The sequence below is a fragment of the Saccharopolyspora sp. SCSIO 74807 genome (assembly GCF_037023755.1).
Taxonomy (GTDB): Bacteria; Actinomycetota; Actinomycetes; order Mycobacteriales; family Pseudonocardiaceae; genus Saccharopolyspora_C; species Saccharopolyspora_C galaxeae.
Genome location: NZ_CP146100.1, coordinates 5501632 through 5527433, shown reverse-complemented (window position 1 = coordinate 5527433; position 25802 = coordinate 5501632). Strand labels below are relative to the sequence as shown.

22 protein-coding genes are annotated in these 25802 nt (G+C 69.6%); 10 read left to right on the top strand and 12 right to left on the bottom strand.

The window, feature by feature from the left end:
• Window positions 1-11: 11 nt before the first annotated feature.
• The 4 genes from otnC to V1457_RS25370 are packed head-to-tail and all read right to left on the bottom strand — an operon-like array spanning window position 12 to window position 3596.
• Window positions 12-635 carry a 3-oxo-tetronate 4-phosphate decarboxylase gene (gene otnC / locus V1457_RS25385; RefSeq protein WP_200072364.1) on the bottom strand — a complete coding sequence of 208 codons (624 nt, stop codon included), beginning with the start codon at window positions 633-635 and terminating at the stop codon, window positions 12-14.
• Window positions 632-1861 carry a 3-oxo-tetronate kinase gene (gene otnK / locus V1457_RS25380; protein WP_338597350.1) on the bottom strand — a complete coding sequence of 410 codons (1230 nt, stop codon included), beginning with the start codon at window positions 1859-1861 and terminating at the stop codon, window positions 632-634. Before otnK ends, otnC begins: the two co-directional genes overlap by 4 nt.
• Window positions 1858-2499: an aspartate/glutamate racemase family protein gene (locus tag V1457_RS25375; protein WP_200072365.1), complete on the bottom strand. Its 642-nt coding sequence runs from the start codon at window positions 2497-2499 to the stop codon at window positions 1858-1860. The genes otnK and V1457_RS25375 overlap by 4 nt, the downstream gene beginning before the upstream one ends.
• A complete protein-coding gene (locus tag V1457_RS25370; protein WP_338597347.1) occupies window positions 2496-3596 on the bottom strand; it encodes an isocitrate/isopropylmalate family dehydrogenase in 1101 nt (366 codons plus the stop codon). Before V1457_RS25370 ends, V1457_RS25375 begins: the two co-directional genes overlap by 4 nt.
• A 202-nt stretch (window positions 3597-3798) precedes the next feature.
• On the opposite strand from V1457_RS25370, the gene V1457_RS25365 reads away from it, so the two are divergent.
• On the top strand, window positions 3799-4473 hold the full coding sequence (locus V1457_RS25365; protein WP_200072367.1) for a GntR family transcriptional regulator: 675 nt from the start codon (window positions 3799-3801) through the stop codon (window positions 4471-4473).
• A 78-nt stretch (window positions 4474-4551) separates the two neighbouring features.
• Here the strand turns inward: V1457_RS25365 and V1457_RS25360 are convergent, their stop codons facing one another.
• Window positions 4552-5112, bottom strand: coding sequence for an NADPH-dependent FMN reductase (locus tag V1457_RS25360; RefSeq protein ID WP_200072368.1), 561 nt, complete (start codon window positions 5110-5112; stop codon window positions 4552-4554).
• 289 nt (window positions 5113-5401) lie between these two features.
• On the opposite strand from V1457_RS25360, the gene V1457_RS25355 reads away from it, so the two are divergent.
• Window positions 5402-6061 (top strand): GntR family transcriptional regulator, encoded by a 660-nt coding sequence (locus V1457_RS25355; RefSeq protein ID WP_200072369.1) that lies wholly within the window; start codon window positions 5402-5404, stop codon window positions 6059-6061.
• A 15-nt stretch (window positions 6062-6076) separates the two neighbouring features.
• Here the strand turns inward: V1457_RS25355 and V1457_RS25350 are convergent, their stop codons facing one another.
• Both V1457_RS25350 and V1457_RS25345 read right to left on the bottom strand, forming a co-directional pair.
• Window positions 6077-7240 (bottom strand): FAD-dependent oxidoreductase, encoded by a 1164-nt coding sequence (locus tag V1457_RS25350; RefSeq protein ID WP_338597345.1) that lies wholly within the window; start codon window positions 7238-7240, stop codon window positions 6077-6079.
• A complete protein-coding gene (locus V1457_RS25345; RefSeq protein WP_200072371.1) occupies window positions 7240-7572 on the bottom strand; it encodes a bifunctional 3-phenylpropionate/cinnamic acid dioxygenase ferredoxin subunit in 333 nt (110 codons plus the stop codon). Before V1457_RS25345 ends, V1457_RS25350 begins: the two co-directional genes overlap by 1 nt.
• A 378-nt stretch (window positions 7573-7950) precedes the next feature.
• Here V1457_RS25345 and V1457_RS25340 point away from each other — a divergent pair, with 378 nt between their 5' ends.
• Complete coding sequence (locus tag V1457_RS25340; RefSeq protein WP_338597342.1) at window positions 7951-9384, top strand: MFS transporter; 1434 nt, start codon at window positions 7951-7953, stop codon at window positions 9382-9384.
• 57 nt (window positions 9385-9441) lie between these two features.
• On the opposite strand, the gene V1457_RS25335 is transcribed toward V1457_RS25340, so the two are convergent.
• The 4 genes from V1457_RS25335 to V1457_RS25320 all read right to left on the bottom strand — a co-directional run bounded on the left by V1457_RS25335 (window position 9442) and on the right by V1457_RS25320 (window position 15605).
• The gene (locus tag V1457_RS25335) at window positions 9442-10587 is read right to left on the bottom strand and encodes an aromatic ring-hydroxylating dioxygenase subunit alpha (protein ID WP_338597340.1); all 1146 of its coding nucleotides are present in this window, start codon (window positions 10585-10587) and stop codon (window positions 9442-9444) included.
• Between the two features lie 276 nt (window positions 10588-10863).
• Window positions 10864-11712: a formyltetrahydrofolate deformylase gene (gene purU / locus V1457_RS25330; RefSeq protein ID WP_338597338.1), complete on the bottom strand. Its 849-nt coding sequence runs from the start codon at window positions 11710-11712 to the stop codon at window positions 10864-10866.
• 24 nt (window positions 11713-11736) lie between these two features.
• On the bottom strand, window positions 11737-13110 hold the full coding sequence (locus tag V1457_RS25325) for an L-serine ammonia-lyase (RefSeq protein ID WP_338597337.1): 1374 nt from the start codon (window positions 13108-13110) through the stop codon (window positions 11737-11739).
• A 29-nt stretch (window positions 13111-13139) separates the two neighbouring features.
• Window positions 13140-15605 carry an FAD-dependent oxidoreductase gene (locus V1457_RS25320; protein WP_338597335.1) on the bottom strand — a complete coding sequence of 822 codons (2466 nt, stop codon included), beginning with the start codon at window positions 15603-15605 and terminating at the stop codon, window positions 13140-13142.
• A gap of 551 nt (window positions 15606-16156) precedes the next feature.
• On the opposite strand from V1457_RS25320, the gene glyA reads away from it, so the two are divergent.
• The 7 genes from glyA (at window position 16157) to V1457_RS25285 (ending at window position 24284) form a co-directional block, all read left to right on the top strand.
• A complete protein-coding gene (gene glyA, locus V1457_RS25315) occupies window positions 16157-17467 on the top strand; it encodes a serine hydroxymethyltransferase (protein WP_338597333.1) in 1311 nt (436 codons plus the stop codon).
• Window positions 17467-18699, top strand: coding sequence for a sarcosine oxidase subunit beta family protein (locus V1457_RS25310; RefSeq protein WP_200072913.1), 1233 nt, complete (start codon window positions 17467-17469; stop codon window positions 18697-18699). The genes glyA and V1457_RS25310 overlap by 1 nt, the downstream gene beginning before the upstream one ends.
• A gap of 122 nt (window positions 18700-18821) precedes the next feature.
• On the top strand, window positions 18822-19088 hold the full coding sequence (locus tag V1457_RS25305) for a sarcosine oxidase subunit delta (RefSeq protein WP_338597330.1): 267 nt from the start codon (window positions 18822-18824) through the stop codon (window positions 19086-19088).
• The gene (locus V1457_RS25300; protein ID WP_338597328.1) at window positions 19085-21928 is read left to right on the top strand and encodes a 2Fe-2S iron-sulfur cluster-binding protein; all 2844 of its coding nucleotides are present in this window, start codon (window positions 19085-19087) and stop codon (window positions 21926-21928) included. The genes V1457_RS25305 and V1457_RS25300 overlap by 4 nt, the downstream gene beginning before the upstream one ends.
• Window positions 21921-22508, top strand: coding sequence for a sarcosine oxidase subunit gamma family protein (locus tag V1457_RS25295; protein ID WP_338597326.1), 588 nt, complete (start codon window positions 21921-21923; stop codon window positions 22506-22508). The genes V1457_RS25300 and V1457_RS25295 overlap by 8 nt, the downstream gene beginning before the upstream one ends.
• A gap of 64 nt (window positions 22509-22572) precedes the next feature.
• Window positions 22573-23655 carry an S-(hydroxymethyl)mycothiol dehydrogenase gene (locus tag V1457_RS25290; RefSeq protein ID WP_338597325.1) on the top strand — a complete coding sequence of 361 codons (1083 nt, stop codon included), beginning with the start codon at window positions 22573-22575 and terminating at the stop codon, window positions 23653-23655.
• Window positions 23655-24284: an MBL fold metallo-hydrolase gene (locus V1457_RS25285; RefSeq protein WP_295139461.1), complete on the top strand. Its 630-nt coding sequence runs from the start codon at window positions 23655-23657 to the stop codon at window positions 24282-24284. Before V1457_RS25290 ends, V1457_RS25285 begins: the two co-directional genes overlap by 1 nt.
• A 212-nt stretch (window positions 24285-24496) precedes the next feature.
• On the opposite strand, the gene V1457_RS25280 is transcribed toward V1457_RS25285, so the two are convergent.
• Window positions 24497-25792 carry an MFS transporter gene (locus tag V1457_RS25280; RefSeq protein WP_338597322.1) on the bottom strand — a complete coding sequence of 432 codons (1296 nt, stop codon included), beginning with the start codon at window positions 25790-25792 and terminating at the stop codon, window positions 24497-24499.
• Window positions 25793-25802: the final 10 nt, after the last annotated feature.

The following is a 25802-nucleotide window of genomic DNA, read 5'->3' as shown; positions in this document are numbered from 1 at the left end:
GCAGCGCGGGCTCAGGAGCCCGGCGCCGCGAGTTCCCCGGCCTGCTCCGGCGTGAGCGGCCGGGAACGCATTCCCCGCAGCAGCAGGAAAATCCGGGCGGTCTCTTCGAGTTCTTCGACGGCGTCGGCCGCCGCGGGGAGGTCCCGGCCTGCCACGACCGGGCCGTGGTTGGCCAGCAGCAACGCGTGGTGCCGCGCGGCGGTTCCTTCGACCAGCGGGCCGAGCCCGTCGTCACCGGGCGCGTGATAAGGAAGCAGCGGCAGGTGGCCCACCCGCATGGCGTAGTAGGCGGTCAGCGGTGGCAGCACGTCGTGCGGATCGACGTCGGCCAAGCAGGAAACCGCGACGGAGTGGGTGCTGTGCAGGTGGATCACCGCTGCGGCGGAGGGTCGTGCCCGGTACATCGCCGCGTGCAGGAAAGCCTCCTTGGACGGGCGCGGGCCGCTCAGGTGCGCGCCATCGAGGTCCAGTTCGGACAGTCCGGCCGGATCGAGGGCGCCCAGCGAAGCGCCGGTCGGAGTGAGCAGGATCCGGCCGTGGTGGCGAACGCTGATGTTGCCGGTACGCCCGAAGGTCAACCCGCGCTCGAAGAACGACGCTCCCAGCGCGGCGACGGCTGCCGCGGTGTCGCTCATGATCGCCCCTGTGCCGCACGCGTCAGCAGATCGGGGCGGCCGAAGTTGCCGGATTTCAGCAACAGCGCCACCGGCGGGTCACCGTCGTGCACGCACCACGGCACGCCCCGGTCGGCTTCACCGGTGACCGCGACCGCGGTCACGCCGAGGGCGTTGACCACGGCTCCCGAGGTTTCGCCGCCCGCGACGACGAGCCTTCGATACCCGAGTTGCACCGCGCTTCGCGCCAGTGCCGCCAGAATCCGTTCGTAGCTCGCGGAGTCCGATGTCCGTTCTTCCGGCGGCGCGGAGGAGTAGACCAGCAGCGGACCGCCGTCGGCGTGCTCGCGCAGCCAGTCGTCGGCCAGCTCGTGCAGGCGCTCGGGATCGGGGACGGCGCGCAGATCCAAGCGGTGCGCAGGCAGGTGTTCCCGCGCCCGGTCGACCTGCTCGAGCGTGGTGCGCGAGCAGCTGCCCGCGAGCACGAGCGCCGGTCCGGCCGGGATTTCCGGGGTATCGCGCGCTTTCGCCGACGCCTCCGCGCCGAGTGTCCCGGCCAACGCGTGCGCGAGCCCGGCCGCGCCGGTGAGCGTGGTCAGACCGGTGGCGGCGCGGGCGACGGTGCGCAGGTCCTCCTCGGTGAGTGCATCGGTCACCGCGTACCGCACGCCGCGATGGCGCATCGCCGCCAGCTCGCTGCGGACCGCATCGGCACCTCGGCGGACCACGGGCAACCCGACGAGCCCGACGCGGTGCGGGGTCTGCGCCCCCAGGACGCGCACGAGGTCGGAGTCGGTCATCGGGGTCAGCGGATGATCCCGCATCGGCGACTCCGACAACGGCACGTCACCGACGAACAGGTGTCCGTTGTGGACGGTTCGACCTTGGTCCGGAGTGGACGGGCACACCACGGTGAGCCGACTGCCGTCCGCGTCGAGCAACCCGTCCGCGACCACGCCGATGTTGCCCTGCGGCGTGGAGTCGAACGTGGAGCAGTACTTGAAGTAGACCCGATCCGCTCCGCGCCCGGCCATCCACGAGCGGACCTGAAGCGTTTCCGCGATCGCGGTGGTGGCGGGCGCGGTCCGCGTTTTCAGCGCGACCACGACGGCATCGCAGTCGGTCAGGTCCACGGCCGTCTCCGGGCGCCCGAACAACAGCGCGGTGCGCAGGCCACCGCGGCGCAGCGCTGCGGCGACATCGGCACCACCGGTGTAGTCGTCGGCTATGCATCCGAGCAGGCTCATGATCCAGCCCCCGCCGAGTCGCCCAGCAGGTGCGCCCGCAGCTCGCGAAGCCCGGGCGATGGCGTGCTGAGCACCTCCGCGTTCAACGTCGCGGCGAGTTCCCGCGCGTGCGGGCTCAGCGAATACTGGCCCAGCAGCACGAGATCCGCCGCTTGCAGGTGCGGTTTCGCCGCCCGCGCCAGGGAATCCACCGAGCCGGGCCGTGCGCGCTCGGCCACGATCTCCGTCCCGGTCGCCACCTCCGCGAGTCGCCGCGCGGAATCGGCCAGCGCGGATTCCAGCGGCGCGAGCAGGACCACCCGGCCACATCCGCGGCGGGCGACCTCGGCGAACGCGGCATCGTCGGAACCCCGCACCGGCACCGGCCAGAGCTGCCGGGCGAGCGCGGCGACCGGCCCGTACATCGAGCAGCTCAGCTGCACGGCTTCGGCGCCCCCGTCCACGGCGTGCCGGATCAGCGACAGCATCCGCAGCCGCAGCGCCCGGGTGAGGCCGCCCGCTTCGTCGGCTTCGCGGATCAGCCGGTCGTCCAGCAGGTGCCAGCTGTCGGCTTCCGGGAACTCCGCGCGCAACGCCGCGTCCGCCGGCTCGATCGAAGCGGGCGTGGCGTGCACGAACGCCACCAGCGGGCCGATCACGCCGCGGCTCCGCTGCGGATCGCGTCGGCGACCGACTCGGCGAACGCGGTGGTCCCGGCCGCCCCGCCCATGTCCGAGGTGCAGGTCCCGGCCGCGACCGTGCGCGCGACCCCGGACTCCAGCGCCGCGGCCGCCCGGCGCAGGCCTGCGTCGTCGTGGCGGTCGGCCAGCCAGTCCAGCAGCATCGCGCTGGAGAGCATCATCGCGATCGGGTTGGCGACGTCCCGGCCCGCGATGTCCGGAGCCGAGCCGTGCGCGGCCTGGGCCATGCCGTGCCGGTCGGAGACGTTGATCGACGGCGCGATGCCGAGCGACCCGGCCAGCTCGCCGGTGAGGTCGGAGAGGATGTCGCCGAACATGTTCTCGGTGACGAGCACGTCGAATTCCGGGGCGCGGCGCAGCAGGTGCACGGTCATCGCGTCGATGTGGAAGTCGTCGACGGCGACCTCGGGGTATTGCGCCGAGATCTCGCGGCAAACGTCCCGGAACAGCCCGGTGGTCAGCCGCAGCACGTTGGCCTTGTGCACGATGGTGAGCCGGTTGCGCCGGTTGCGCGCCAGCCGGAACGCGGCGTGCGCGATCCGCTCGACCGCTGCGCGGGTGATGATGCCGTGGGCGATGGCGACGTCCGGGGTCGGCATGAGCTCGCCGGTGCCCGCGTGGGTGTTGCGGTCGGCGTAGAACCCTTCGGTGTTCTCCCGCACGATGACCAGGTCGGTGCCGGGCACCATCGCCTTCGCGCCCTCGAACGCCTTGGCCGGGCGGATGTTGGCGTAGAGCCCGAAACGGGTGCGGATGGTGCCGCTCGGGTTGAGCCGGGACCGGTGCGGCTCGGGGTAGGCGGCGCTGTCGTGCGGCCCCAGCAGCCACGCGTCCAGCCCGTCGAGCGCTTCCAGCGTCGAGTCCGGCAGCGGCGTGCCGTGCTCGTCGATCGCGGCCCGGCCGAGCGGCAGCGGTTCCCATTGCACGCCCGGAATTCCGGCGGAGGTCATCGCCGCGTCGACCGCGCGCGTCGCCGCGGGCACGATCTCGGGGCCGATCCCGTCGCCTTCCAGCAGACCGAGCCGGTACGGACGGGCAGTCGGGGGTGCGCTCATCAACTCTCCTCGTGTGGCGGCGGATGGCGGACATCCTGGAGGTTATAACCTCGCTCGGTCAAGGGTTCGGTGATGCGGTGATCGAACGCCATGAACTGGAGGTATTCTCGAATCATCGTCTTATAACGACGCGTCGAAGCAAGTTTCGCCTGCTGACCGGGAGCGCGCGGCGGCGCGGTAGCTTATAGCCGGGAGGTGCGGCATGAGCGAACCGGCGTCGCCACTGATGACCAAGAGCGAGCTGGCTTACAACAGCGTCCGGGACAAGATCCTCTCGGGTGAGTTCGCGCCCGGATCGGTGCTCAACCAGGCCACGCTGGCGCGCACCATCGGCATCAGCACCACGCCGCTGCGCGAGGCGCTGCGCAGGCTCAAGGCCGAGCGGCTGGTGGAACTGGACGCGCACCGCGACGCCCGGGTCACCGAGCTCGATGCCGAAGAGGCCCGCGACCTGCTGGAGATCCGGCGTTCGCTGGACCCGCTGGCGGTGTCGCTGGCCGCGCAGCGGCGGACCAAGGCCGACGTCGCGGAGATCCGCGAGGCCGCGGTCGGGCTGCGCGCGTTGCCCACCGACTCCGGCCACCAGCCGATGCTGCACCACCGCCGGTTCCACGCCGCGATCTACCGGGCCTCGCACAACGACCTGCTGATCGAGACGCTGGACGGGTTGTGGGACAAGGCCGACCGGTACCGGCGGCTCGCCTTGGAGATCGATCGCGGTCCGCAAGCCCGCGCGAAGAAGGACGATGAGCACCGAGCGCTCGTCGAATGCGTCGTGGCCGGTGAGTCCGACGCCGCGGCCGAGGTGATGCGCGAGCACATCGACACCAGCCTGGGCGCCCAGGCCGCGCGCAGGCTGATGCGATCCGAGCAGTGACGCCGGTGCGCTAGCAGCGGAGTGGAACGGTTCGTCAGCCGCGAGGGCAGGCAGCGTTTCCCGCCCGTGCGGGATGGCTCACCGGTCGGTCGGTGCAGCGCTCCGGAACGAGTCGACCAATGTCCGGACCACCTCGCTGAGCTGCGCGCGCACTTGCTGATCAGCGATGCTTCCGTCGTCGCCGATCATCTCGCGGTGCACGGGAACCTTCGCGCACGCCGTGTCCACGATGTCCGCGCCCGCGTATTCGAGCACCGCGCGCAGCGTCGCCTCCGCGCCATGCCCGCGTCCGGGCGCGGCCGAGTTGATCCAGGCCATGGGTTTGCCGCCGGTCTCGGTGCCGCCGATCGTCCAGTCCAGCAAGTTCTTGAACGAGCCCGGCAGCGTTCCCGCGTACTCCGGGGTGCAGATCAGCACCGCAGCGGCTGCACCGATCGCCGCTCGCAGTTCGGCCACCGGAGCGGGCAGCGGATCGGCGTCGTCGTCGGGGTTGAAGTGCGGAAGCGCCGCCAGCCCCTCGTACCGCACGGTGCGCACCTGCGCTGGGGCCACTTCGTGGGCGGTGCGCAGCACGGCTTCATTGCTGGAACCGCTTCTGGTGCTTCCGGACAGCAGCAGGATCACTGGCGACGTAGTCATGCGTTCAAATTACTGCGCCCCGGCCGCGGAACACACCCGCCGGACGCGGTTTCCCGGCCGGGACCGTCCAACTAGGACACCAACGCGGCCCGGTTTCGCAGCAGGTCCCGATGATGTCCCGGCACGCACCGGCTGACCAGTGCGGAAGACTGCGCGCGGTGATACGGGCCACCTGGACCCGTCACCACCAGGTCGCCAACAGATACAATCCTGATATGTCAAGCGTTAGCACCTGCGGAAGCGGCCGCCCATCGGCGGACCCGTGCCTCCTTCCCATGCCGGGGCTGGAATGAACACTGCTGCAGGCGAACCGGAACAGGGCTCGATGGCGGACCGGGCCTACGCGGCGATCCGCGATCGGCTGATCATGCTCGACATCCCCCCGATGACGGCGATCGACGACGTGGCGCTGGCCGGCTCGCTCGACATCGGCCGCACCCCGGTCCGCGAAGCGCTGAAGCGGCTCGAGATCGATCGGCTCGTGGTGTCCTACCCGCGGCGCGGCACGTTCGCCACGGCCGTCGACATCACCGACCTCGCCTACATCTCCGAGCTGCGGGCGCAGCTGGAGCCGTTGGCGGCCCGCCGCGCCGCCGAATCCGCCGACGCCGCGCTGCTGGAGGAGTTCGTCGAGCTGGCCGACACGCTCGACGAGGTCGACGTGCGCTCGCTCAGCCGGGACGAACTGATGCGCTGGGACCTGCACGTGCACCGCGCCATCTACCACGCGTCGGGGAACCCGCACCTCGAGGACACGCTGGTGCGCTACGACAACCTGGCGACGCGGATCTTCTGCCTGTTCCTGGACCGGATGACGCATTTCGACCGCCACGTCGGGGAGCACTCCGGCTTGCTGCGGGCGATCGGCGAGCGGTCCGCGGATGAAGCCGAGCAGCTCGCTCGCGATCACGTGCTCGGCTTCGAGGAGGCCATCCGCGCGGTGGTCTGACGCGCGCCGGGCGACTCAGCCGCGAACTGCCAGTTTGCGGCGCCATCGGCCGAACGAGCGGGCGCGGTCGATGCCGAGCACGCCGACCGGAGAACCGGAGCCGTCGAGGTAGAGCGCGAGGAATTCGCCGGAGTCCAGGTCGCCTTCTTCGACCTGGACCGAGCAGTCCGCGGTGCGGTGCCCGGCGAACTGGATCTTGTGCCCGTACTGGTCGGACCAGAAGTAGGGGACCGCGTGATGCGCCGGGGGCGCGTGCTCGCGTCCGAGCAGTGCCGCGGCGGCGGCCGCCGGTTGCTGCAGCGCGTTCGTCCAGTGCTCCAGCCGCAGGGATTCCGCGGTATAGCTGCGGAACGAGTTGGCGCAGTCCCCGACGGCGGCGACTTCCGCAACGTTGGTGCGGCCGCTCTCGTCGGTGCGGACGCCGCCTGCCAGCGAGACACCCGATCCCGCGAGCCACTCGACGTTCGGCTCAGCGCCGATGCCGACCACCACCACGTCGGCGGGAAGTTCGCGGCCGTCCGCCAGGCGCACGGCCGTGACGCGGGATTCTCCCGCCAACTCGGCAAGTCCGGCTCCCAGGTGCATCCGCACGCCGTTGCGGGCGTGCAGCCGACCGCACACCGCGCCCATCTCGTCTCCCAGCGCTCGCTGCATGGGCACCGGGGCCGCTTCGACGATGTCCACTTCGCGCCCGAGCCCGGCTGCCGTGGAGGCGATCTCCGCTCCGATGAACCCGGCGCCGATGATCACCAGCCGTGCTCCGGCGGTGAGTTCTTCGCGCAGTGCCCGCGCATCGTCGAGGTTTCGCAGCGTTCGCACGCCCGCAGGGACCGAATCCGGCAGGGTCCGCGCTCGTGCCCCGGTGGCCACCACGACGGCATCGGTGGTGATGCGTTCCCCGTCGTCGAGCACGACCGCGCGTTCGGAGGTGTGCAGGGCTCGTGCGGTTCGGCCCAGCAGCCACTCGGCTTCGAGGTCGGAGTCGTCCGGCTCGATCAGCCGGATGTCGTCCTCGGAAGCGGTCCCCGCCAGGAACTCCTTCGACAGCGGTGGCCGGTCGTACGGTTCGTGCTGCTCGTCGCCGATGACGGCGATCCGTCCCTCGAATCCTTGCGCGCGCAGCGCACGGGTTGTCGCCAGGCCCGCGAGGGACGCCCCGACGACGGTGATGTGCTGCATCAACCCACCTCCTGCACAGCCGCGTCGGCCTTGGCGGGCTCGGAGACGTAGATCGAGCCGTCCTCGACGGCGACCTCGTGGGTCCGGACGGGCTTCTTCGCGGGCGGGCCGCTGGGCCGGCCGGTGCGCAGGTCGAAACAGGCGGCGTGCAGCGGACATTCGACCGCGCAGCCCTCGAGCCACCCGTCGGAGAGCGAGGCGTCCTGGTGCGTGCAGGTGTCGTCGATCGCGAACAGCTCACCGTCCACATTGAACACCGCGATCGGGACGTCGCCCGGAACGCGGACCGACTCCCCCGGCGGGAGGTCGGACAGCTCGCCCACGAAGATCATCGTACCTCCTGTTGCAGATGGCGGAACCCGTACTGCATTACGCAACCGACAGAATGCGGCTCGCTCCCGCGGTCGTCAACGGTGGAATTTCGGCGCCGATCCGGCGGATGCCGTTGCTGTGGCGAACGATTCGACGATCGCCTGCGGATGCCGGGCACGACTCGGCGCCGAGCGGCGCCCGGTGGCGAGGGGTCCGGCGACGGCTGCGCCGCTTCGCCGGCGGGGCGAGGTTCGCACCTGCCGGAGCGTTGACCTCGCTGTGCGGACTGACTTATCGTCCAGAGATATATCAACCGTCGAACCCGGCATCAAGGGTGATGAGGCTGCTGCGATCCCGGCGCGGTGCCGGGTGCTGCGGTTCGCATCCGGGGAGCCCGCATGAGCAACCAGCCCGGACGCCGTCGGCGTGGCGGAACCCCGCCCGTCGTGCAGCAGGAACGCACCGTGCACCGGGCGGTTGCGGCGGCATCGGTGGGGAACGTCGCCGAATGGTACGACTTCGGGATCTACTCCTACCTGGCCGCCGTGGTGCTGGACCGGGTGTTCTTCCCGGACGTCGGGCAGTGGGCCACCGTGTACACGCTCGGCGCGTTCGCCGCCGCGTTCCTGATGCGCCCGCTCGGCGGGTTCGTGTTCGGCCGCCTCGGCGACAAATTCGGTCGCACGAAGGTGCTTTCCACGACCGTGCTGCTGATGGCGGTCGCGACCGTGCTGCTCGGGCTGGTGCCGAGCTACGGTGCGGTCGGCATCGCGGCTCCGCTGCTGGTGCTGTTCGTGCGGATGCTGCAGGGCTTCTCGGCGGGTGGTGAGTACACCGGGGCGCTGACCCTGGTCGCCGAGTACGCCCCGGACCGGCGGCGGGGATTCTTCGGCAGCTGGCTCGAATTCTGCACGCTGACCGGGTATGCGCTCGGCGCGTCGGTGTGCGGCGTGGTGATCGCGGTGCTGCCGGAGAACGACCTGCTGGCGTGGGGTTGGCGGCTTCCGTTCATGCTCGCCCTGCCACTGGGCATCACCGGCCTCTACCTGCGGATGCGGCTCGAGGACACTCCCGCGTTCCGGCAGTTGATGCAGCGTTCGCCCGCGCTCTCGACGATGTCGGCTCGGCGGGCCGTGCACATCCTGGTGGTGCGTTACCGATCCGCCGCGCTGGTCGCGGCCGGGGTGATCGTCGCGTGGAACGTGACGAACTACGTGTTCACCAACTACATCCCCACGTACCTGGCCGGGACGCTCCCGCGCCACGGCGAGAGCGGCACCAGCGAGGCGCTGGCGACCGCGCTGCAAGTGGCCGTCATGGTGCTGATGCTCTGCGTGATCGTGTCGGTCGGGCGGCTCAGCGACCGCATCGGGCGAAAACCCTTGCTGATGACGGGAAGCATGGCCTTGATCTTCCTCGGGCTGCCCGCCGTGTGGTTGCTCCGGGAGGGGCTGGTGGGCCAGATCGTCGGCTTGCTGCTGATCGGGATGCCGCTGATGTGCTTCGCGGCGGTGTCGCCGTCGACGCTGCCCGCGCTGTTTCCCACGATGATCCGCTACAGCAGCCTGGCGGTCATCTTCAACGTTTCGGTGTCGCTGTTCGCGGGCACCGCACCGACGATCATCGAGGCCGCGGCGACGACGACCGGCAACCTCGACTGGCCGGGGTACTACCTCGTCGGCGCAGGTGTCGTCGGGCTGGTCAGCACCCATTTCCTGACCGAGCAGGCCGGGCGTCCGCTGGCGGGTGCCGCTCCGCTGACCTCCAGTTCGGAGTTGCCGCCACCGCCGTTGTCCGACGACGGTGTTCCGCTGGAACAACCGCGGCAGTAGTGCTTCGCGCGGCCCCGTGCGGACGGAGAAGGTCCGCACGGGGCCGCGCTTCCCGGCTCAACCGACCCGCTGGCGCACCCAGTCGTGGAACTCACCGATGTGGTGCTCGCTGGGAACCAGCACGCCGCCCCGCTCGTAGGAGCGGGAGTCCATCGACAGCTGGCACCGCTCGCACGCGTCGAAGTCCTGCTGGTTGACCCGGTGGAACAGCTCCACCGAACGATCGATGTCGGTGCCCGAGTCGACGACCTCCGGCAGGTACAGCCAGTCGCACCGGATGATCGTGCGGTCGACCGCGACCGGGAACATGCGGTGGAAAACCACGTGATCGGGAACCAGGTTGATGAACACCTGGGGCCGCACCGTGATCGCGTAGTAGCGCCGGTCCTGCTCCTCGTCCACGCCCGGGATCCGGTCGAGCCCTGCCGATCCGTCGACGGTGAAGCCCTCGATGTTCTCGCCGAATTCCGCGCCGTGGCCCACGAAGTACTGCGCGGCCAGGCCGTCGGCGAACTCCGGCAGCACTTCGGTCAGCTCCGGGTGGATCGTGGCGCAGTGGTAGCACTCCATGAAGTTCTCCACGACCTGCTTCCAGTTCGCCCGCACGTCGTACTCGATCCGCTTGCCGAGCTTGAGCTCCGCGACCTGGTAGCCGACGATCGCATCCGGTGTGCCCAGCCGGTTCGCTACGTCGCCGATGACGGTGTCCGCGAACGACGGCGGCTCATCGGCCAGGCACAACCAGACGTAACCGAGCCATTCGCGCACGTGCACCCGGTGCAGGCCGAACTCGCCGCGGTCGATGTCCGGCATCGAGGTCAGGTTCGGGGCGGAGACGAGCTTGCCGTCGAGCCCGTAGGTCCACGCGTGGTAGAGACATTGGAAGGATCGGCGCACCTCGCCCTGCTGCTCGGTGCACAGCCGCGCGCCGCGATGCCTGCACACGTTGAGGAAAGCGTTGATGGAGCCGTCCCTGGCCCGCGTGACGAGCACGCTTTCCCGTCCGATTTGGACGGTTTCGTACTGGCCGGGCCTGGCGAGGTCGGCGCCGAGCACGGCGCAGAACCAGCCCGCCTCGAAGATGGATTCCTGCTCGGCGCGGAAGATCGAAGGATCGGTGTAGTAGTGGCCCGCGAGCGTTTCCCGCAGGCTTTCCGGAAGGCTCGTGTCCTCGGCGGAGGCGGACAGCTCACCGGTCGTCATGGCAGTGCTCCTCGTTTCGGGAGAGGGGTCGCTCGGGAGAGGTGTCGCTCGGGTCAGATGTCGCTCGGGACGATGGGATCTCGCCGCGATGGCGCGGCGCGTTGCTCCCGGCGCAGCCGTGGAGCGGCCGGCGTGCGGCGGACGTTGCGGTGCTCGCGGGAGCGGAACGACGAATCCGCGCTGTTGCTCGTCGCGCAACCCTTTGCGCTATGCGCTACAGAATATCGCGATCGGGGCAGGTAGGTCGAGCGTCTGACGGGCCGGAATCCGTTGCGATCACTGGAAAACGACGGTGCTGTGCCCGTTGAGCAACAGGCGCCGCTCGCAATGCCAGCGGACCGCGCGCGATAGCGCGAGCGCCTCGGCATCGCGGCCTACCGTCTGCAGCGCGCGCGGATCGTGGGTGTGATCGATGCGGATCACCTCCTGCTCGATGATCGGCCCTTCGTCGAGATCCGGGGTCACGTAGTGCGCGGTCGCGCCGACGAGCTTGACCCCGCGGGAGTACGCCTGGTGGTAAGGCTTGGCGCCCTTGAATCCCGGCAGGAACGAGTGGTGGATGTTGATGGCGCGCCCGTGCAGCGCTTTGCAGGTCTGATCGGACAGCACCTGCATGTAGCGGGCGAGCACCACCAGTTCGGCGTCGTACTCGTCGACCACCCGCAACAACCTGGCCTCGGCCGCCGGCTTGTCGGCGGCGGTGACCGGGATGTGGATGAACGGCAGTCCCGCGGATTCGGCCATCGGGCGCAGATCGTCGTGATTGGACACCACCGCGACGATGTCCGCGCTGAGGCTGCCCGCGCGCCAGCGGTAGATCAGGTCGTTGAGGCAGTGGCCCAGTTTGGACACCATGACCAGGATCCGGGCGTTGCGGTTCGAGCTGAAGGCGAAGCTCATCTCGAAATCGGCGGCGACGGGTTCGAAACCGCGCGAAATCTCGTCGAGGTCGACCTCTTGCGCGGCGGTCACCTGGGTGCGCAGGAACAGCCGGCCGCGGACCGGGTCGTCGAACTGCCGGTACTCGCCGATGTCGCAGTCCTGCCCGTACAGGTAGGAACTGACCGCGCGGACGATGCCGGTGCGGTTCGGGCAGCTCAGCGTCAGGGTGAACGAGCGTGTCACGGGATTCCCCCAGAATTCCACGATTCAGCATTCCACGATGTTGAGCGCCAGCCCGCCGCGGGCGGTCTCCTTGTACTTGTCCTTCATGTCCGCTCCCGTCTCGCGCATCGTCTTGATCGCCTTGTCCAGCGAGACGTGGTGGCTGCCGTCGCCGCGCACCGCCATCCGGGCCGCGGTGATCGCCTTGACCGAGGCGACCGCGTTGCGCTCGATGCACGGGATCTGCACCAGACCGCCGACGGGATCGCAGGTCAGCCCGAGGTTGTGCTCGATACCTATTTCGGCGGCGTTCTCCACCTGGTCCGGCGTGCCGCCGATGACCTCGGCGAGTCCGGCCGCAGCCATCGAGCAGGCCGACCCGACCTCGCCCTGGCAGCCGACCTCGGCTCCGGATATCGACGCGTTCTCCTTGAACAGGACGCCGATCGCGCCCGCGGTGAGCAGGAACCGCACGGCCGCGTCGTCGGAGAACGACGGCAGGAACCGCTGGCCGTAGTGCAGCACGGCGGGCACGATTCCGGCGGCACCGTTGGTCGGTGCGGTCACCACGCGTCCGCCCGCGGCGTTCTCCTCGTTCACCGCCAGTGCGTAGAGGGTGACCCATTCCATCGCGTGCAGGGCATCGCTCTCGTCCGTTGCGGACTCCAAGCGCTTGTGCAATTCGCCCGCCCTGCGGCGGACTTTGAGCCCGCCGGGCAGCACCCCGCCGGCCCGGGTGCCGTGGTCGACGCAGTCCTGCATCACCGACCAGATGTGCAGCAGGCCGTCCCGGGTTTCCCGCTCGGTGCGCCAGGAAAGCTCGTTGGCCAGCATGATGTCGCTGATCCGCAGATCGGCGCGGGAGGCATGGCCGAGAAGTTCCTGTCCGGTGCGGAACGGGTAGCGCACCGGGGTGTCGTCCTCGGCCAGCACGGCTTGACCGGTTTCGTCCGCACCCAGCACGAAACCTCCGCCGACCGAGTAGTACTCGCGGCGGTCGAGTTCGCAGCCGTTGTCGTCGCGGGCGTGGAAGACCATCCCGTTGCTGTGGAACTCGAGCCGCTTGTTCCGGTGCAGCAGGACGTCCTCGTCGATGGAGAACGGAATCTTGTGCGCACCGCCGAGGCTGATGCGAGCGTCCTCGCGCACTGCTTGCACCTCGGATTCGGCGGCGACCGGATCGACCAGGTGCGGCTGCTCGCCGGACAACCCGAGCAGGACGGCCTTGACGCTGCCGTGGCCGTGCCCGGTCGCCCCGAGCGAGCCGAACAGCTCGCAGTGCACGGTGGCGACGCGGGGCAGGACTCCGGACTCGCGCAGCCGGTTCACGAACAGGTAGGCGGCCCGCATCGGACCGACAGTGTGCGAGCTGGACGGTCCGATGCCCACTTTGAACAGATCGAATACCGAGAGGCTCATGGGTGCTCCAGGTTCGCCGGCGGCGCGGATCACCGCCGGATGCGGTGCATTTCCGGGTCGACCAGCGGTTCGGCGGCGACGGTCGCGCGCACCCGGCGGTCGAAGTACTGGATGTGCACTCGGGTGCCGACCGTGGCCGCAGCGGGTAGCCAGGCGTAGGCGATCGGGGTGCCGAGCGTGTGCGAGAACGCCGCGGAGGTGACGTAGCCGGCCGGTTCACCGTCGAGGAAAACCGGCTCGGAGCCGAGCACGACGCTGCGTCCGTCATCGATCGTCAGGCACGACAACCGGCGGGTGACCGCGTGCTTGTCCAGCCGCGCGATCGCCTCGCGCCCTACGAAATCGCCCTTCTGCGGTCGCACGGCGAATCCGACCCCGGCTTCGTAGGGATTGTGCTCGGTGGTCATGTCCGCTCCCCACGCGCGATAGCCCTTCTCCAGCCGCAGGCTGTTGAACGCGGCCCGGCCTGCGGCCACGACACCGAGGTCGCGCCCGGCCGCGAACAGCACGTCCCAGAGCCGCTGGCCGTACTCGGCGCTGGTGTAGATCTCCCAGCCCAGCTCGCCGACGTAGGACACGCGCATCGCGGTGACCGGAATGCCCGCGATGTGCGCGGACTTGCAGCGGAAGAACTTCAAGGCCTCGTGCGAGAAGTCGTCCCGGCTCAACGGCTGGACCAGATCGCGCGCCAGCGGCCCCCACACACCGATGCAGCAGGTGCCGCCGGTGATGTCGCGAACCCGCACGCCGTCGTCGGCCGGTAGCTGGCGCCGCAAGTAGTCGAGGTCGAGGTTCCCGTTGGCACCGACCTGGAAAAGCTGCTCGCCGAGCCGTGCGACGGTCAGGTCGCTGCGCACCCCGCCCGCCTCGTCGAGCAGCAAGGTGTAGGTGACCGCGCCGACCGACTTGTCCATCTTGCCGGTGGTGAGCTCGTCCAGAAAGGACAGTGCGCCCGGCCCGCTGACCTCCAGCCGCTTGAGTGAGGTCATGTCGTACAGCGCCACGGCGGTGCGGGTCTTCCACGCCTCGACCGCGGCGATCGGGGAGTGGTACATCGCCGACCAGGCGTCCCGCGACGGCGGCTGCCACTCCATCGGCAGGTCCTTGACCAGCCCGGCGTTCGCCTCGTACCAGTGCGGCCGCTCCCACCCGTGCGATTCCAGGAAGAACGCGCCCAACTGCTGCTGACGCGCGTGGAACGGGCTCACCCGCAGGTCCCGCGGGGACAGCTTCGGCTGCAACGGGTGCTTCACGTCGTAGATCTCGACGAAGTTCCGCTGCGCCGTCTCTTCGACGTAGTCCGCAGCGGTCTCGATCTCGTCGAACCGGGCCGCGTCGCAGCCGTGCAGCTCGACCTGGCTGCGACCGTCGACCAGGAGCTGCGCAACGGACCGGGCCACGCCGCAGGAGTGCGTGACCCACACGGCCTCGGCGATCCAGAATCCCGCCACGTCCGGAGATTCGCCGACCAGCGGCCCGCCGTCGGGGGTGAACGAGAAGATCCCGTTGAACCCGGTCTCGATCTTCGCGGTCTCCAGCGCGGGCAACAGCCGCCTGCTGTGCTCCCAGGAATCGGCGAAGTCGTCTTCGGTGAACGGCAACATCGACGGCATGGAGGCTTCGGTGGGGGAGTCCTCCTCCGGCAGGTCGCTCAGCCGCGCGGGCATCGGGCGATGCGCGTAGGAACCGATCCCGAGGCGGTCGTTGTGCTCGCGGTAGTAGAGGTCGTGGTCCTGGTGGCGCAGGATCGGCAGCTGCGCCTCGGACCGCTCGTCGTTGCGGCCGACGAGTTCGGGCAGCTGATCAGTGCGCACGTACTGGTGCGCCATCGGCAGCAACGGGACGTTCATGCCCGCCATCTCGCCGATGGCCTGCCCCCAGAAACCGGCGCAGGACACGACGATGTCCGCGGGCACCTCGCCCTGGTCGGTTTCCACACCGGTGACGCGCCCGCCGTGCTGGCTGATGCCGAGCACGCGGGTCGATCCGCGGAACTCCGCGCCGCGTGATTCGGCCCGGCGGGCGAGCGCGACGACCGCCCGGGTCGACTTCGCCAGCCCGTCGTCAGGGGTGTGGAAGCCGCCGAGGATGCGATCCGGCTCCAGCAGCGGGTGCAGCTTGGCGCACTCCTCTGGCCCGATGACCGCACCGGAGACTCCCCACGAGGTGGCCCAGCCCTGCTTGCGGTGCAGATCGTCGAGCCGTTCCGGCGTGGTCGCGATCTCCAGGCCGCCGACCCGGTTGAAGCACCAGCCGCCGTCGACGTCGAGGCCGGCCAGCTTGTCGACGGTGTAGCCGGCGAACTCGGTCATCGTCTTCGATCCGCTGGTCTGGTAGACGAGACCGGGCGCGTGCGAGGTCGAGCCGCCGGTAAGCGGTAGCGGCCCCTGGTCGAGAACGGTGAGGCGGTGCCATCCGCGTTCGGTCAGCTCGTCGGCGAGGTTCGTACCGACGATCCCGGCTCCGATGATGACGACACGAGGCGTCGTGCTCATGCTGGTCTCCTAACGGGCGGCCGGTGCGGGCCGCTGCGAGGACGGTGCGTTCGGGCAGAGCCGCCGAGGCTCTTGGGCGGGGGCGGAGAAATGCGCTCGATGCGCGATGCCGGTGCTGATTGCTGCGAGCAGCCGCCGATTCGGGCGGCCGAGAACGAACCGGTTTGGCGCGGTGAAGTCGTCGCCGTCCGGTAGTTCCTGTCGGTCCGCGCTGCGGACGGTTGCAGGAACCGGAACTCAGACCGAGAACTGATATATCAACTGAGCAGCAAGGTAAGCAGTGGTCGCGCCGCGGTCAACACCCGCGGGGAAAACTGCTTCGATCCGCTGAGCGCCGGCGGGACGCCCGGCCCCAGTGCGCGCAGGTTCGTGCTCGCGACGGACCTGCGGGGCGCGCCAAGTCGGCGTTTTCCAGCCCCTTGACCACGCGGTTCGCGCTGCTAGGCTAAAAGCCCTCTGATATTTCAGTTGAATCTCACTCGTGCGGCGGTCTCGCGCCGCACGTTCGCTCTCCGCTGCCCGCTGCCGCTTTCCGGCACGGAAGGAGTCCTATGAGTCTGTCCAGTAACGACGGTTCCGCAGGCGGCACCGGCGATTCGCTGTCGGCGGTGGATCCGGAGGTGGCGGCCGCGGTCGGCGCTGAGTTGTCGCGGCAGCAGAGCACGCTGGAGATGATCGCGTCGGAGAACTTCGCGTCGCAGGCGGTGTTGCAGGCGCAGGGGTCGGTGCTGACGAACAAGTACGCCGAGGGTTATCCGGGCAAGCGGTATTACGGCGGTTGCGAGCACGTGGACGTCGTCGAGCAGTTGGCGATCGATCGGGCCAAGGAGCTCTTCGGCGCGTCGTTCGCGAACGTGCAGCCGCACTCGGGGGCGCAGGCCAATGCTGCGGCGATGTTCGCGCTGCTCAAGCCGGGTGACACGATCATGGGCCTGGACCTGGCGCATGGCGGGCACCTCACCCACGGGATGCGGATCAACTTCTCCGGCAAGCTCTACAACGTGGTGCCGTACCACGTCTCGGAGCAGGACCACCGGGTCGACATGGACGAACTCGCCCGCCTGGCCCGCGAGAACAAACCCCAGATGATCATCGCCGGGTGGTCGGCCTACCCGCGCCAGCTCGACTTCGCCCGGTTCCGCGAGATCGCCGACGAGGTCGGGGCGTACCTGATGGTCGACATGGCGCACTTCGCCGGGCTGGTCGCCGCGGGGCTGCACCCGAACCCGCTGCCGCACGCGCACGTGGTCACCACGACCACGCACAAAACCCTCGGCGGCCCGCGCGGCGGGGTGATCCTCTCCGCGGACGACGAGTTCACCAAGAAGTTCAACTCCGCGGTGTTCCCCGGCCAGCAAGGCGGCCCCCTCGAGCACGTGATCGCGGGCAAGGCGGTGCTGTTCAAAACCGCCCAGTCCCCCGAGTTCGCCGACCGGCAGCGCCGCACCATCGAAGGCGCCCAAGCCCTGGCCGAACGCCTCTGCGCCGACGACGCCCGCACCGCCGGGGTGCAGCTGGTCTCCGGCGGCACCGACGTGCACCTGGTGCTGGTCGACCTGCGCCACTCCGAACTCGACGGCAAGCAGGCCGAAGACCGCCTCCACGAGATCGGCATCACCGTCAACCGCAACGCCGTGCCAGGCGACCCGCGCCCGCCGATGGTGACCTCCGGACTCCGCGTGGGCACCTCCGCACTGGCCACCCGCGGATTCGGCAAGGCCGAGTTCACCGAAGTCGCCGACATCATCGCCGAAGCCCTCCAACCCGACCTCACCACCGAGACCACCACCGCACTCCGCGGCCGCGTCGAAGCACTCGCCAACGCACAACCCCTCTACCCGAACCTGAACGGGGGTTTCTGATGACGCCGCGCACCCCCGGCGCCGAGTTGCCCGAACACCCGGACCGGCTCTGGCGATCCCCGGAGCCGAAGTCGTCGTACGACGTGGTGATCGTCGGAGGTGGCGGGCACGGCCTGGCCACGGCCTACTACCTCGCGGTCAACCACGGCATCACCAACGTCGCAGTGCTGGAGAGCGGTTGGCTGGCGGGCGGGAACATGGCCCGCAACACGACGATCATCCGCTCGAACTACCTGTGGGATGAGAGCGCGGGCCTGTACGAGCACGCCTTGAAGTTGTGGGAGGGGTTGGCGGACGAGCTCGACTATCCGCTGCTGTTCTCCCAGCGCGGTGTGCTGAACCTGGCGCACTCGCTGCAAGAGGTGCGCGACAGCGTGCGACGGGTCGAGGCGAACAAGCTCAACGGCATCGACGCGGAATGGCTGGATCCCGGGCAGGTGGCCGATGTCTGCCCGATCCTGAACACCTCGCAAGAGCTGCGGTACCCGGTGCTCGGTGCGACGTGGCAGCCGCGGGCGGGGATCGCCAAGCACGATCACGTCGCTTGGGGTTTCGCTCGCGCGCTGGATCGCATGGGGGTGGATCTGGTGCAGAACTGCCGGGTCACCGGGTTCGAGACGGTCGGTGATCGGGTGGTGGGCGTGGCGACCACGCGCGGGCCGATCCGGGCCGGGAAGGTCGCGCTGGCTGCGGCCGGGAGCACCTCGGTGCTGGCCGACGAGTTGGGGCTGCGGTTGCCGATCCAGAGCCATCCGTTGCAGGCATTGGTCTCGGAACTGCTGGAGCCGGTGCATCCGACGGTGGTCATGTCCAACGCGGTGCACGTCTACGTTTCGCAGGCGCACAAGGGAGAACTCGTCCTCGGTGCCGGTGTGGACGCCTACAACTCCTACGGGCAGCGGGGGTCGTTCCACACCATCGAGCGGGAGCTGACCGCGGCCGTGGAGCTGTTCCCGATGTTCGCGCGAGCGCACGTGCTGCGCACTTGGGCCGGAGTCGTGGACGTGACACCGGACGCCTCGGCGATCATGGGCCGCACGCCGTTCGACGGCCTGTACGTCAATTGTGGTTGGGGTACCGGCGGATTCAAGGCCACGCCCGGAGTGGGCTGGTGCTACGCCCACACGATCGCCCACGACGAACCGCATCCGCTCAACGCCCCGTTCAGCCTGGAGCGCTTCACCACGGGCGCGCTGGTCGACGAGCACGGCGCGGCGGGCGTCGCGCACTGAAGGGTCAGCACTGTGGTCTTCGATTTTTGCCTTGTCAGCGGCGGAGCCGCTGAGCAGCGACCACCTGAGCAGCCGGCACCGCCGCGCAGATCCTTCCAAAGAAACCTTGAAGGAGACTCACCATGTTGCTGATTCCTTGCCCGTGGTGCGGGCCGCGCAATGAGACCGAGTTCCACTACGGCGGCCAGTCGGGCGTGCAGTACCCGGTCGATCCGGGCGCAGTGTCCGATGTGGACTGGGCGCTTTTCCTGTTCTACCGTGACAATCCGAAGGGCGTGTTCGCCGAGCGCTGGTCGCACCAGGCCGGTTGCCGCCGATGGTTCACGGTGCGCCGGGACACCGCCACCAACGAGATCCACGCCGACGAGCCGAGGACGGTGACGAGGTGAGCAACGAGTACAGGCTTGCCGAGGGCGGCCGCATCGACCGCGGCCGCACCGTTCGCTTCCGTTTCGACGGCCGTGACTACGAAGGCTACGAAGGCGACACGCTCGCCTCGGCCCTGCTGGCCAACGGCGTGCACCAGGTCGGTACCAGCATCCGCTACGGCCGACCGCGCGGGATCGTCGCCGCGGGCTCGGAAGAACCGAACGCGTTGGTGCAGATCGAAAAGCCGTTCCCGGAGCCGATGCTGCCCGCGACGACGGTCGAGCTGCGCGACGGGCTCGAAGCCATCGGGCTTCCCGGGCAGGGGCGACTGGCCACCGAGCCGGATCCCGCCCGCTACGACGCGATGCACGCCCAGTGCGACGTGCTCGTCGTCGGAGCCGGCCCCGCCGGCCTGTCGGCTGCGCTGAACGCGGCGCGCAGCGGGGCGCGGGTGATCATCGCGGACGCCGATGCGGAGTTCGGCGGCAGCCTGCTGGGAAACGGCGAAACCCTGGACAACGCTGCCGGAACCCGGTGGGTGCAGCGGGCGGTCGCGGAGCTCGACTCGTGCGAGGAGTTGCGAATGCTGCCGCGCACGACGGTGTTCGGCCACTACGACCAGAACTACTTGGTGGCCGTGGAGCACCGCGGCGACGACGCGCACAGCCGCCAGCGGATCTGGCGCATCCGCGCGGGAGAAGTGGTGCTGGCGACCGGTTCGCACGAGAGCCCGCTGGTGTTCGCGGGCAACGACCGTCCCGGCACGATGCTTGCCTCAGCGGCGCGGACGTACCTGCACCGGTACGGCGTGCTTCCGGGGCGGCGCGCGGTCGTGTTCACCACCAACGACAGCGCCTACGGGGCGGCCATCGACCTGCACGATGCCGGGGTCGAGATCGCCGCCATCGTCGACGCGCGGGAGGTCGTGTCGACCTACTGGGCTTCGTTGTGCATCGAGCGCGGAATCACCATCCGGCCGAGCGCGGCGGTGGTCGGAACATCCGGCAGCGAGCGGATTTCCAGCGTACATCTGACCAATGTGGACACCAGCGAGGACCGCCCGGCGCCCGTCCGGCAGGTCGTCGGTTGCGATCTGCTGCTGGCCTCCGGTGGATGGACGCCGGCCGTGCACCTGCACAGCCAATCCGGGGGAGAACTCCGCTACAGCCCGGAAATCGGTGCTTTCGTGCCCGAACAGGACGATCGCAGGGTGCGGTCGGCGGGTGCGGCGGCGGGCTCGTTCGCCACGGCCGACTGCCTGCACAGCGGTGCGCAAGCGGGTGTCGACGCGGCACGCGCCGCCGGTTTCGACGCGGAACCGGGCCGGGTTCCCGTCGCGAAGAATCCGCCCGTGCTGGCGGGCCGAGACGTGTGGTTGCTGCCGAGTCCGGCGGATTCCGAAGGGCACCACCAGTTCGTCGACCTCGCCCGGGACGCCACGGTCGCCGACATCCGCAAAGCCATCGGCGCCGGGATGGACTCGGTCGAGCACGTCAAGCGCTTCACCACGATCGGCACCGCGCACGACCAGGGCAAGACGTCGGGACCGCTGTCCACGGGGATCATCGCGGAGCTGCTCGGCAAGCGGTTCGCCGAAGTCGGGGCGACGACCTTCCGCGCTCCCTACACGCCGGTGACCTTCGCCGCGCTGGCCGGACGCGACAGAGGGGACCGCTACGACCCGATCCGCGTCACCGCCATGCACGACTGGCACGTCGAGCACAGCGCGCCCTTCGAGAACGTGGGGCAGTGGAAGCGCCCGTGGTACTACCCGCTGCCCGGGGAGCAGATGCAAACCGCGGTGCTGCGCGAATGCCGCGCGGTGCGCGGCGGTGTGGGCATCCAGGACGTGTCCACTTTGGGCAAGATCGACGTGCAGGGGCCGGATGCGGCCGAATTCCTGGATCTCGTCTACACGAACAAGATGAGCACCCTCAAGGTCGGCCGCATCCGGTACGGGGTGATGTGCACCGCCGACGGCATGGTCTTCGACGACGGCACCGTCACGCGCACCGGCGAGCACCGGTACCTGATCAGCACCACGTCCGGGAACGCCGCAGGCGTGCTGGAGTGGCTGGAGGACTGGCTGCAGACCGAGTGGACCAACCTGCAGGTGCACCTGACCTCGGTCACCGAGCACTGGGCGACCATCGCGCTGGCCGGGCCGGATTCGCGGGCGGTGCTGAGCCGCGTGGCCTCGGGCATCGAGCTGGACAACGACAGCTTCCCGTTCATGTCCTGGCGGGACGGGATCGTCGCGGGCCGGCGGGCGCGGGTGTGCCGGATCAGCTTCTCCGGCGAGCTCGCTTTCGAGATCAACGTTCCGCGGTGGTACGGGCGCGAGGTGTGGGAAGCGCTCTACGACGCGGGCGAACCCTTCAAGATCACCCCGTACGGCACCGAGACCATGCACGTCCTGCGTGCGGAGAAGGGTTTTCCCATCGTCGGGCAGGACACCGACGGCACGGTCACTCCGCACGACCTCGGGATGAGCTGGGCGGTGTCGAAGAAGAAGGACGACTTCCTCGGCAAGCGGTCCTTCAGCCGCAGCGACACCGCGCGCACCGACCGCAAGCACCTCGTGGGGCTGCTGCCGAAGAATCCCGACCTGGTGCTGCCGGAGGGCGCTGCGCTGGTCGGCAGCGCCGAGCTGCCGGAACCTCCGGTCCCGATGCTCGGGCACGTCACCTCCAGCTACCGCAGTGCAGCGCTCCGGACAGGTTTCTCGTTGGCACTGGTGAAAGGCGGGCGGGACCGGATCGGCGCCACCATCTACAGCCTCGTGGGCAACCGGCTCGTTCCGCTCGAAGTAACCGAACCCGTGTTGTACGACAAGGAAGGAGCGCGTCGCGATGGCTGAGCCCTACGGCGAATCCCCGTTGTCCGCCCGTGCGGGTACGCTCGCCCGGCATTCCGCGCCGGACGCGGTCCGCATCGCCGAGATCCCGTTCACCGCGCAGGTCGATCTGCGCGTGGACCCGAAAGGCCTCGCGGGCGGGCGGATCGGCACCGCGATCGGTGCGATGCTGCCGAACTTGCCGGGCAGCGTGGTTCGGACCGGTGACCTGCTGGTGCTCTGGCTGGGACCGGACGAATGGTTGCTGCTGGGCCGCGAAGGCACCGCCGAGTCCATGCAGGACACCTTGAGCACGGCGCTGGGCGACGAGCACGGAGCGGTGGTCGACGTCTCGGCGAACCGGACGATCATCGAAGTGTCCGGGCCGAGCGCCCGCGAAGTGCTGAACAAGGGATGCGCGCTCGACCTGCATCCGCGCAGCTTCGGGCCGGACCGTTGCGCGCAGACGTTGCTGGCGCGGGCGGGAGTGATCCTGATGTGCCGGGACGTTCGGCCGCCGAGCTACTGGCTGATCGTGCGCGCCTCGTTCGCCCGGTACGTCACCGACTGGCTGATCGACGCGGCCGCCGAGTACGTCGGGTGAACAACGATCCGCCAAGGACTGTCCGATAAGGACCGAACCGGTCGACCTCGAATTGGAGATTGTCGTGACCGAAGTGCGTGGCGTTGTGGCGACCGGGAAGGGCAAGCCGGTCGAAGTCACCACGATCCATGTCCCCGATCCAGGCCCCGGTGAGGCCGTCGTGCGCGTGCAGGCGTGCGGGGTCTGCCACACCGACCTGCATTACCGCGAAGGCGGCATCAACGACGAATTCCCGTTCCTGCTCGGGCACGAGGTCGCGGGAGTCGTCGACTCGGTCGGCGACGGCGTGCGGGACTTGGCGCCCGGCGACTTCGTCGTGCTCAACTGGCGCGCGGTGTGCGGTGTCTGCCGGGCTTGCCGCAGAGGCCGTCCGCAGTACTGCTTCGACACGCACAACGCGGCTGCGCCCATGACGCTCGCCGACGGCACGCCCCTTTCGCCCGCGCTGGGAATCGGCGGGTTCGCCGAGCGGACGCTTGTCCACTCCGGACAGTGCACCAAGGTCGCGCCGTCGGCGGAGCCCGCGGTGGTGGGTTTGCTGGGCTGCGGAGTGATGGCCGGGATCGGTGCGGCGGTCAACACCGGAAACGCCGGGCCCGGTGATTCGGTGGCGGTGATCGGCTGCGGCGGCGTCGGCGACGGCTCGATCGCCGGGGCTGCGATGGCGGGTGCTCGCCGGATCATCGCGGTGGACAAGGACCCGGTGAAGCTGGAATGGGCGCGCGAGTTCGGCGCGACGCACACCGTCAACGCCGCGGAGTCCGACACCGTGGAAGCTATCCGGGAACTCACCGGCGGCAACGGTGCCGACGTCGTCGTGGACGCGGTCGGCGTGCCGCAGACCTACACCCAGGCCTTCTACGCGCGCGACCTCGCGGGCACGGTCGTGCTGGTCGGCGTGCCCTCCCCCGAGATGCGGCTCGAACTCCCGCTGCTGGACGTGTTCGCCCGCGGCGGGGCGCTGAAGTCGAGCTGGTACGGGGACTGCCTGCCGGAACGGGACTTCCCGATGCTCGCGGAGTTGCACGAGCAGGGCAGGCTGCCGCTGGAGCGGTTCGTCACCGAGCGGATCGGGCTCGACGACGTGGAGTCGGCGTTCGAGAAGATGCACCGCGGCGAGGTGCTGCGTTCGGTGGTCACGTTCTGATGGGCGTGCGCATCGACCACACCACGACGACCGGGAAGTTCTGCCTGGACGGGGAGATCCACGAGGTCAGCAACAACGCGTGGGTCGTCGGCGACGAGCGCGAATGCGTCGTCATCGACGTCCCGCACGACGTCGACCGGATCCGTGAGCTGGTGGCGGGCCGCGCGGTGCGCGCGGTGCTGGCCACGCACGCGCACGATGATCACGTTCGCTGCGCACCGGACCTCGCCGAGGCCGTCGGAGCGGCGGTCTTCCTGCACCCGCACGATCTTCCGGTCTGGCGGCTGACCCACCCATACCAGGTCCCCGATCACCGGCTCGCCGACCGCCAGCAGATCGGCGTGGGGCGGGCGGCGTTGCAAGTCCTCCACACACCGGGACATTCGCCCGGTTCGGTCTGCCTGTACTGCCCGGACCTGGGTGTGGTGTTCACCGGCGACACGTTGTTCGCGGGCGGTCCGGGCGCCACCGGCCGGTCGTTCTCCGACTTCGGGGCGATCACCGCCTCGATCCGGGACCGGCTGCTGCCGCTGCCGGAACGGACCCGCGTGCACCCCGGGCACGGCGCGAGCACGACCATCGGCGAGGTCAGAGAGCACTTCGACGAGTGGGTCGCCCGCGGCTACTGAGCCGGGAACCGCGGGGATGCTGCCGGCTAGGTTCTGTTGAAGAAGCGGCGTCGGCCGCTTGCGGTGCCCGAGGACTCGGCCGACCACCGGCGGGGTTCTCGGGCGTCTTCTGGCGCGGACAGCGGCACTACGTCAGGAGGAGATCCCGGAGCCGTCAGCCGCCTGGGGTTCCGCTGCCCGACCACCTATCCAAACCGCTTCCCGAACACTCCTCAGTCCCCGGATGCCGCGTTGGACGGTGCCGGGGCGGTGGCCGCCGCCTGGCGCGGGTTCGTGCCGGTGAGCAGCAACAACAGCGCGCTTGCCGCAGCCAGGCAGCTCATCAGGACGAATCCGCTGGTGAACGTGCCGGTGCGGTCGACGACGAAGCCCATGATGGACGGCGCGATGATGCCCGCGAGGGCGAACGCCGCGTCGACGAACCCGGCCGCGCTGGCCGGTCGGCCGGGCGCGGCGTCGATGGCGGCGACGAACCAGATGCCCGCGGTGATGAAGCCGCAGCCGACGCCGATCGAGATGAAGATCAGCGCGACGGTCAGGCTCGAGGTGGTCAGCACGGGGACCAGCGCGGCGCCCGCGGCCAGCATCGCGCAGCCGATGATCGTCAAGCGGGTGCGGGGGTTGCCGGTGCGCGCGTAGCGGCGGTCGACCAGCACGCCGCCCAGCAGCGCGCCGAGCACACCGGCCGCCCACGGCGCGATGGAGAAGGCACCGACGCTTTCGATGCTCAGCCCGTGCGTGCGCTGGAAGTACTCGGGTAGCCAGTACATGAATCCCCAGAACATGAAGCCCCAGGAGAAGAAGCCGATCGCGACGAGCCAGAGGTTCCAGTTCGCCAGCAGGCCGCCCTGGTTCGCAACGCGCGGGAGTGCGTCGGAGGTGTTGCCCCGCCCGCCGGCGATGTGGGCGCGTTCGCGGTCACCTGCGTACGGGCTCTGGCCGGGAGTGTTGCGCAGCAGCCAGAAGGCGAGCAACGCCCACACCACGCCGACGCAGCCCATCACCCAGAACATGCCGCGCCAGCCGGTCAGGCCGATCAGCTGCGTCAGCAGCGGACCGCCGATCAGCAGGCTGCCGGACACCGCGACCCCGCCGATCAGGGACAGGGCGAGGCCCTGCTCGCGCGGCGGGAGCCAGCTGCTGACCAACCTGGTCGCGCCGGGCAGCGCGGGCGCCTCGCCGACGCCGAGGACCATGCGGATCAGCAGCAGTCCGGCGAACCCGCCCGCCAGCGGGATCAGCGCGGTGGCCAGCGAGAACAGCACGATGGCCGTCAGCAGCACGCGGCGCGGGCCGAACCGGTCCACCAGGAACCCCGACAGGAACGTGAACACCATGTACCCGACCGCGAACGCGCTGGAGATCGCGCCGTACTGGGTGGTGCTGATGCCGAATTCGTCCTGCAGCGGGCGGACCGCGAACGACACCGCGCTGCGGTCGATGTAGTTGATGACGATCAGCGAGACGACCAGTCCGATCGTGATCCAGCGAAAACGGGTGGTGGGCATGTCGTCGTCC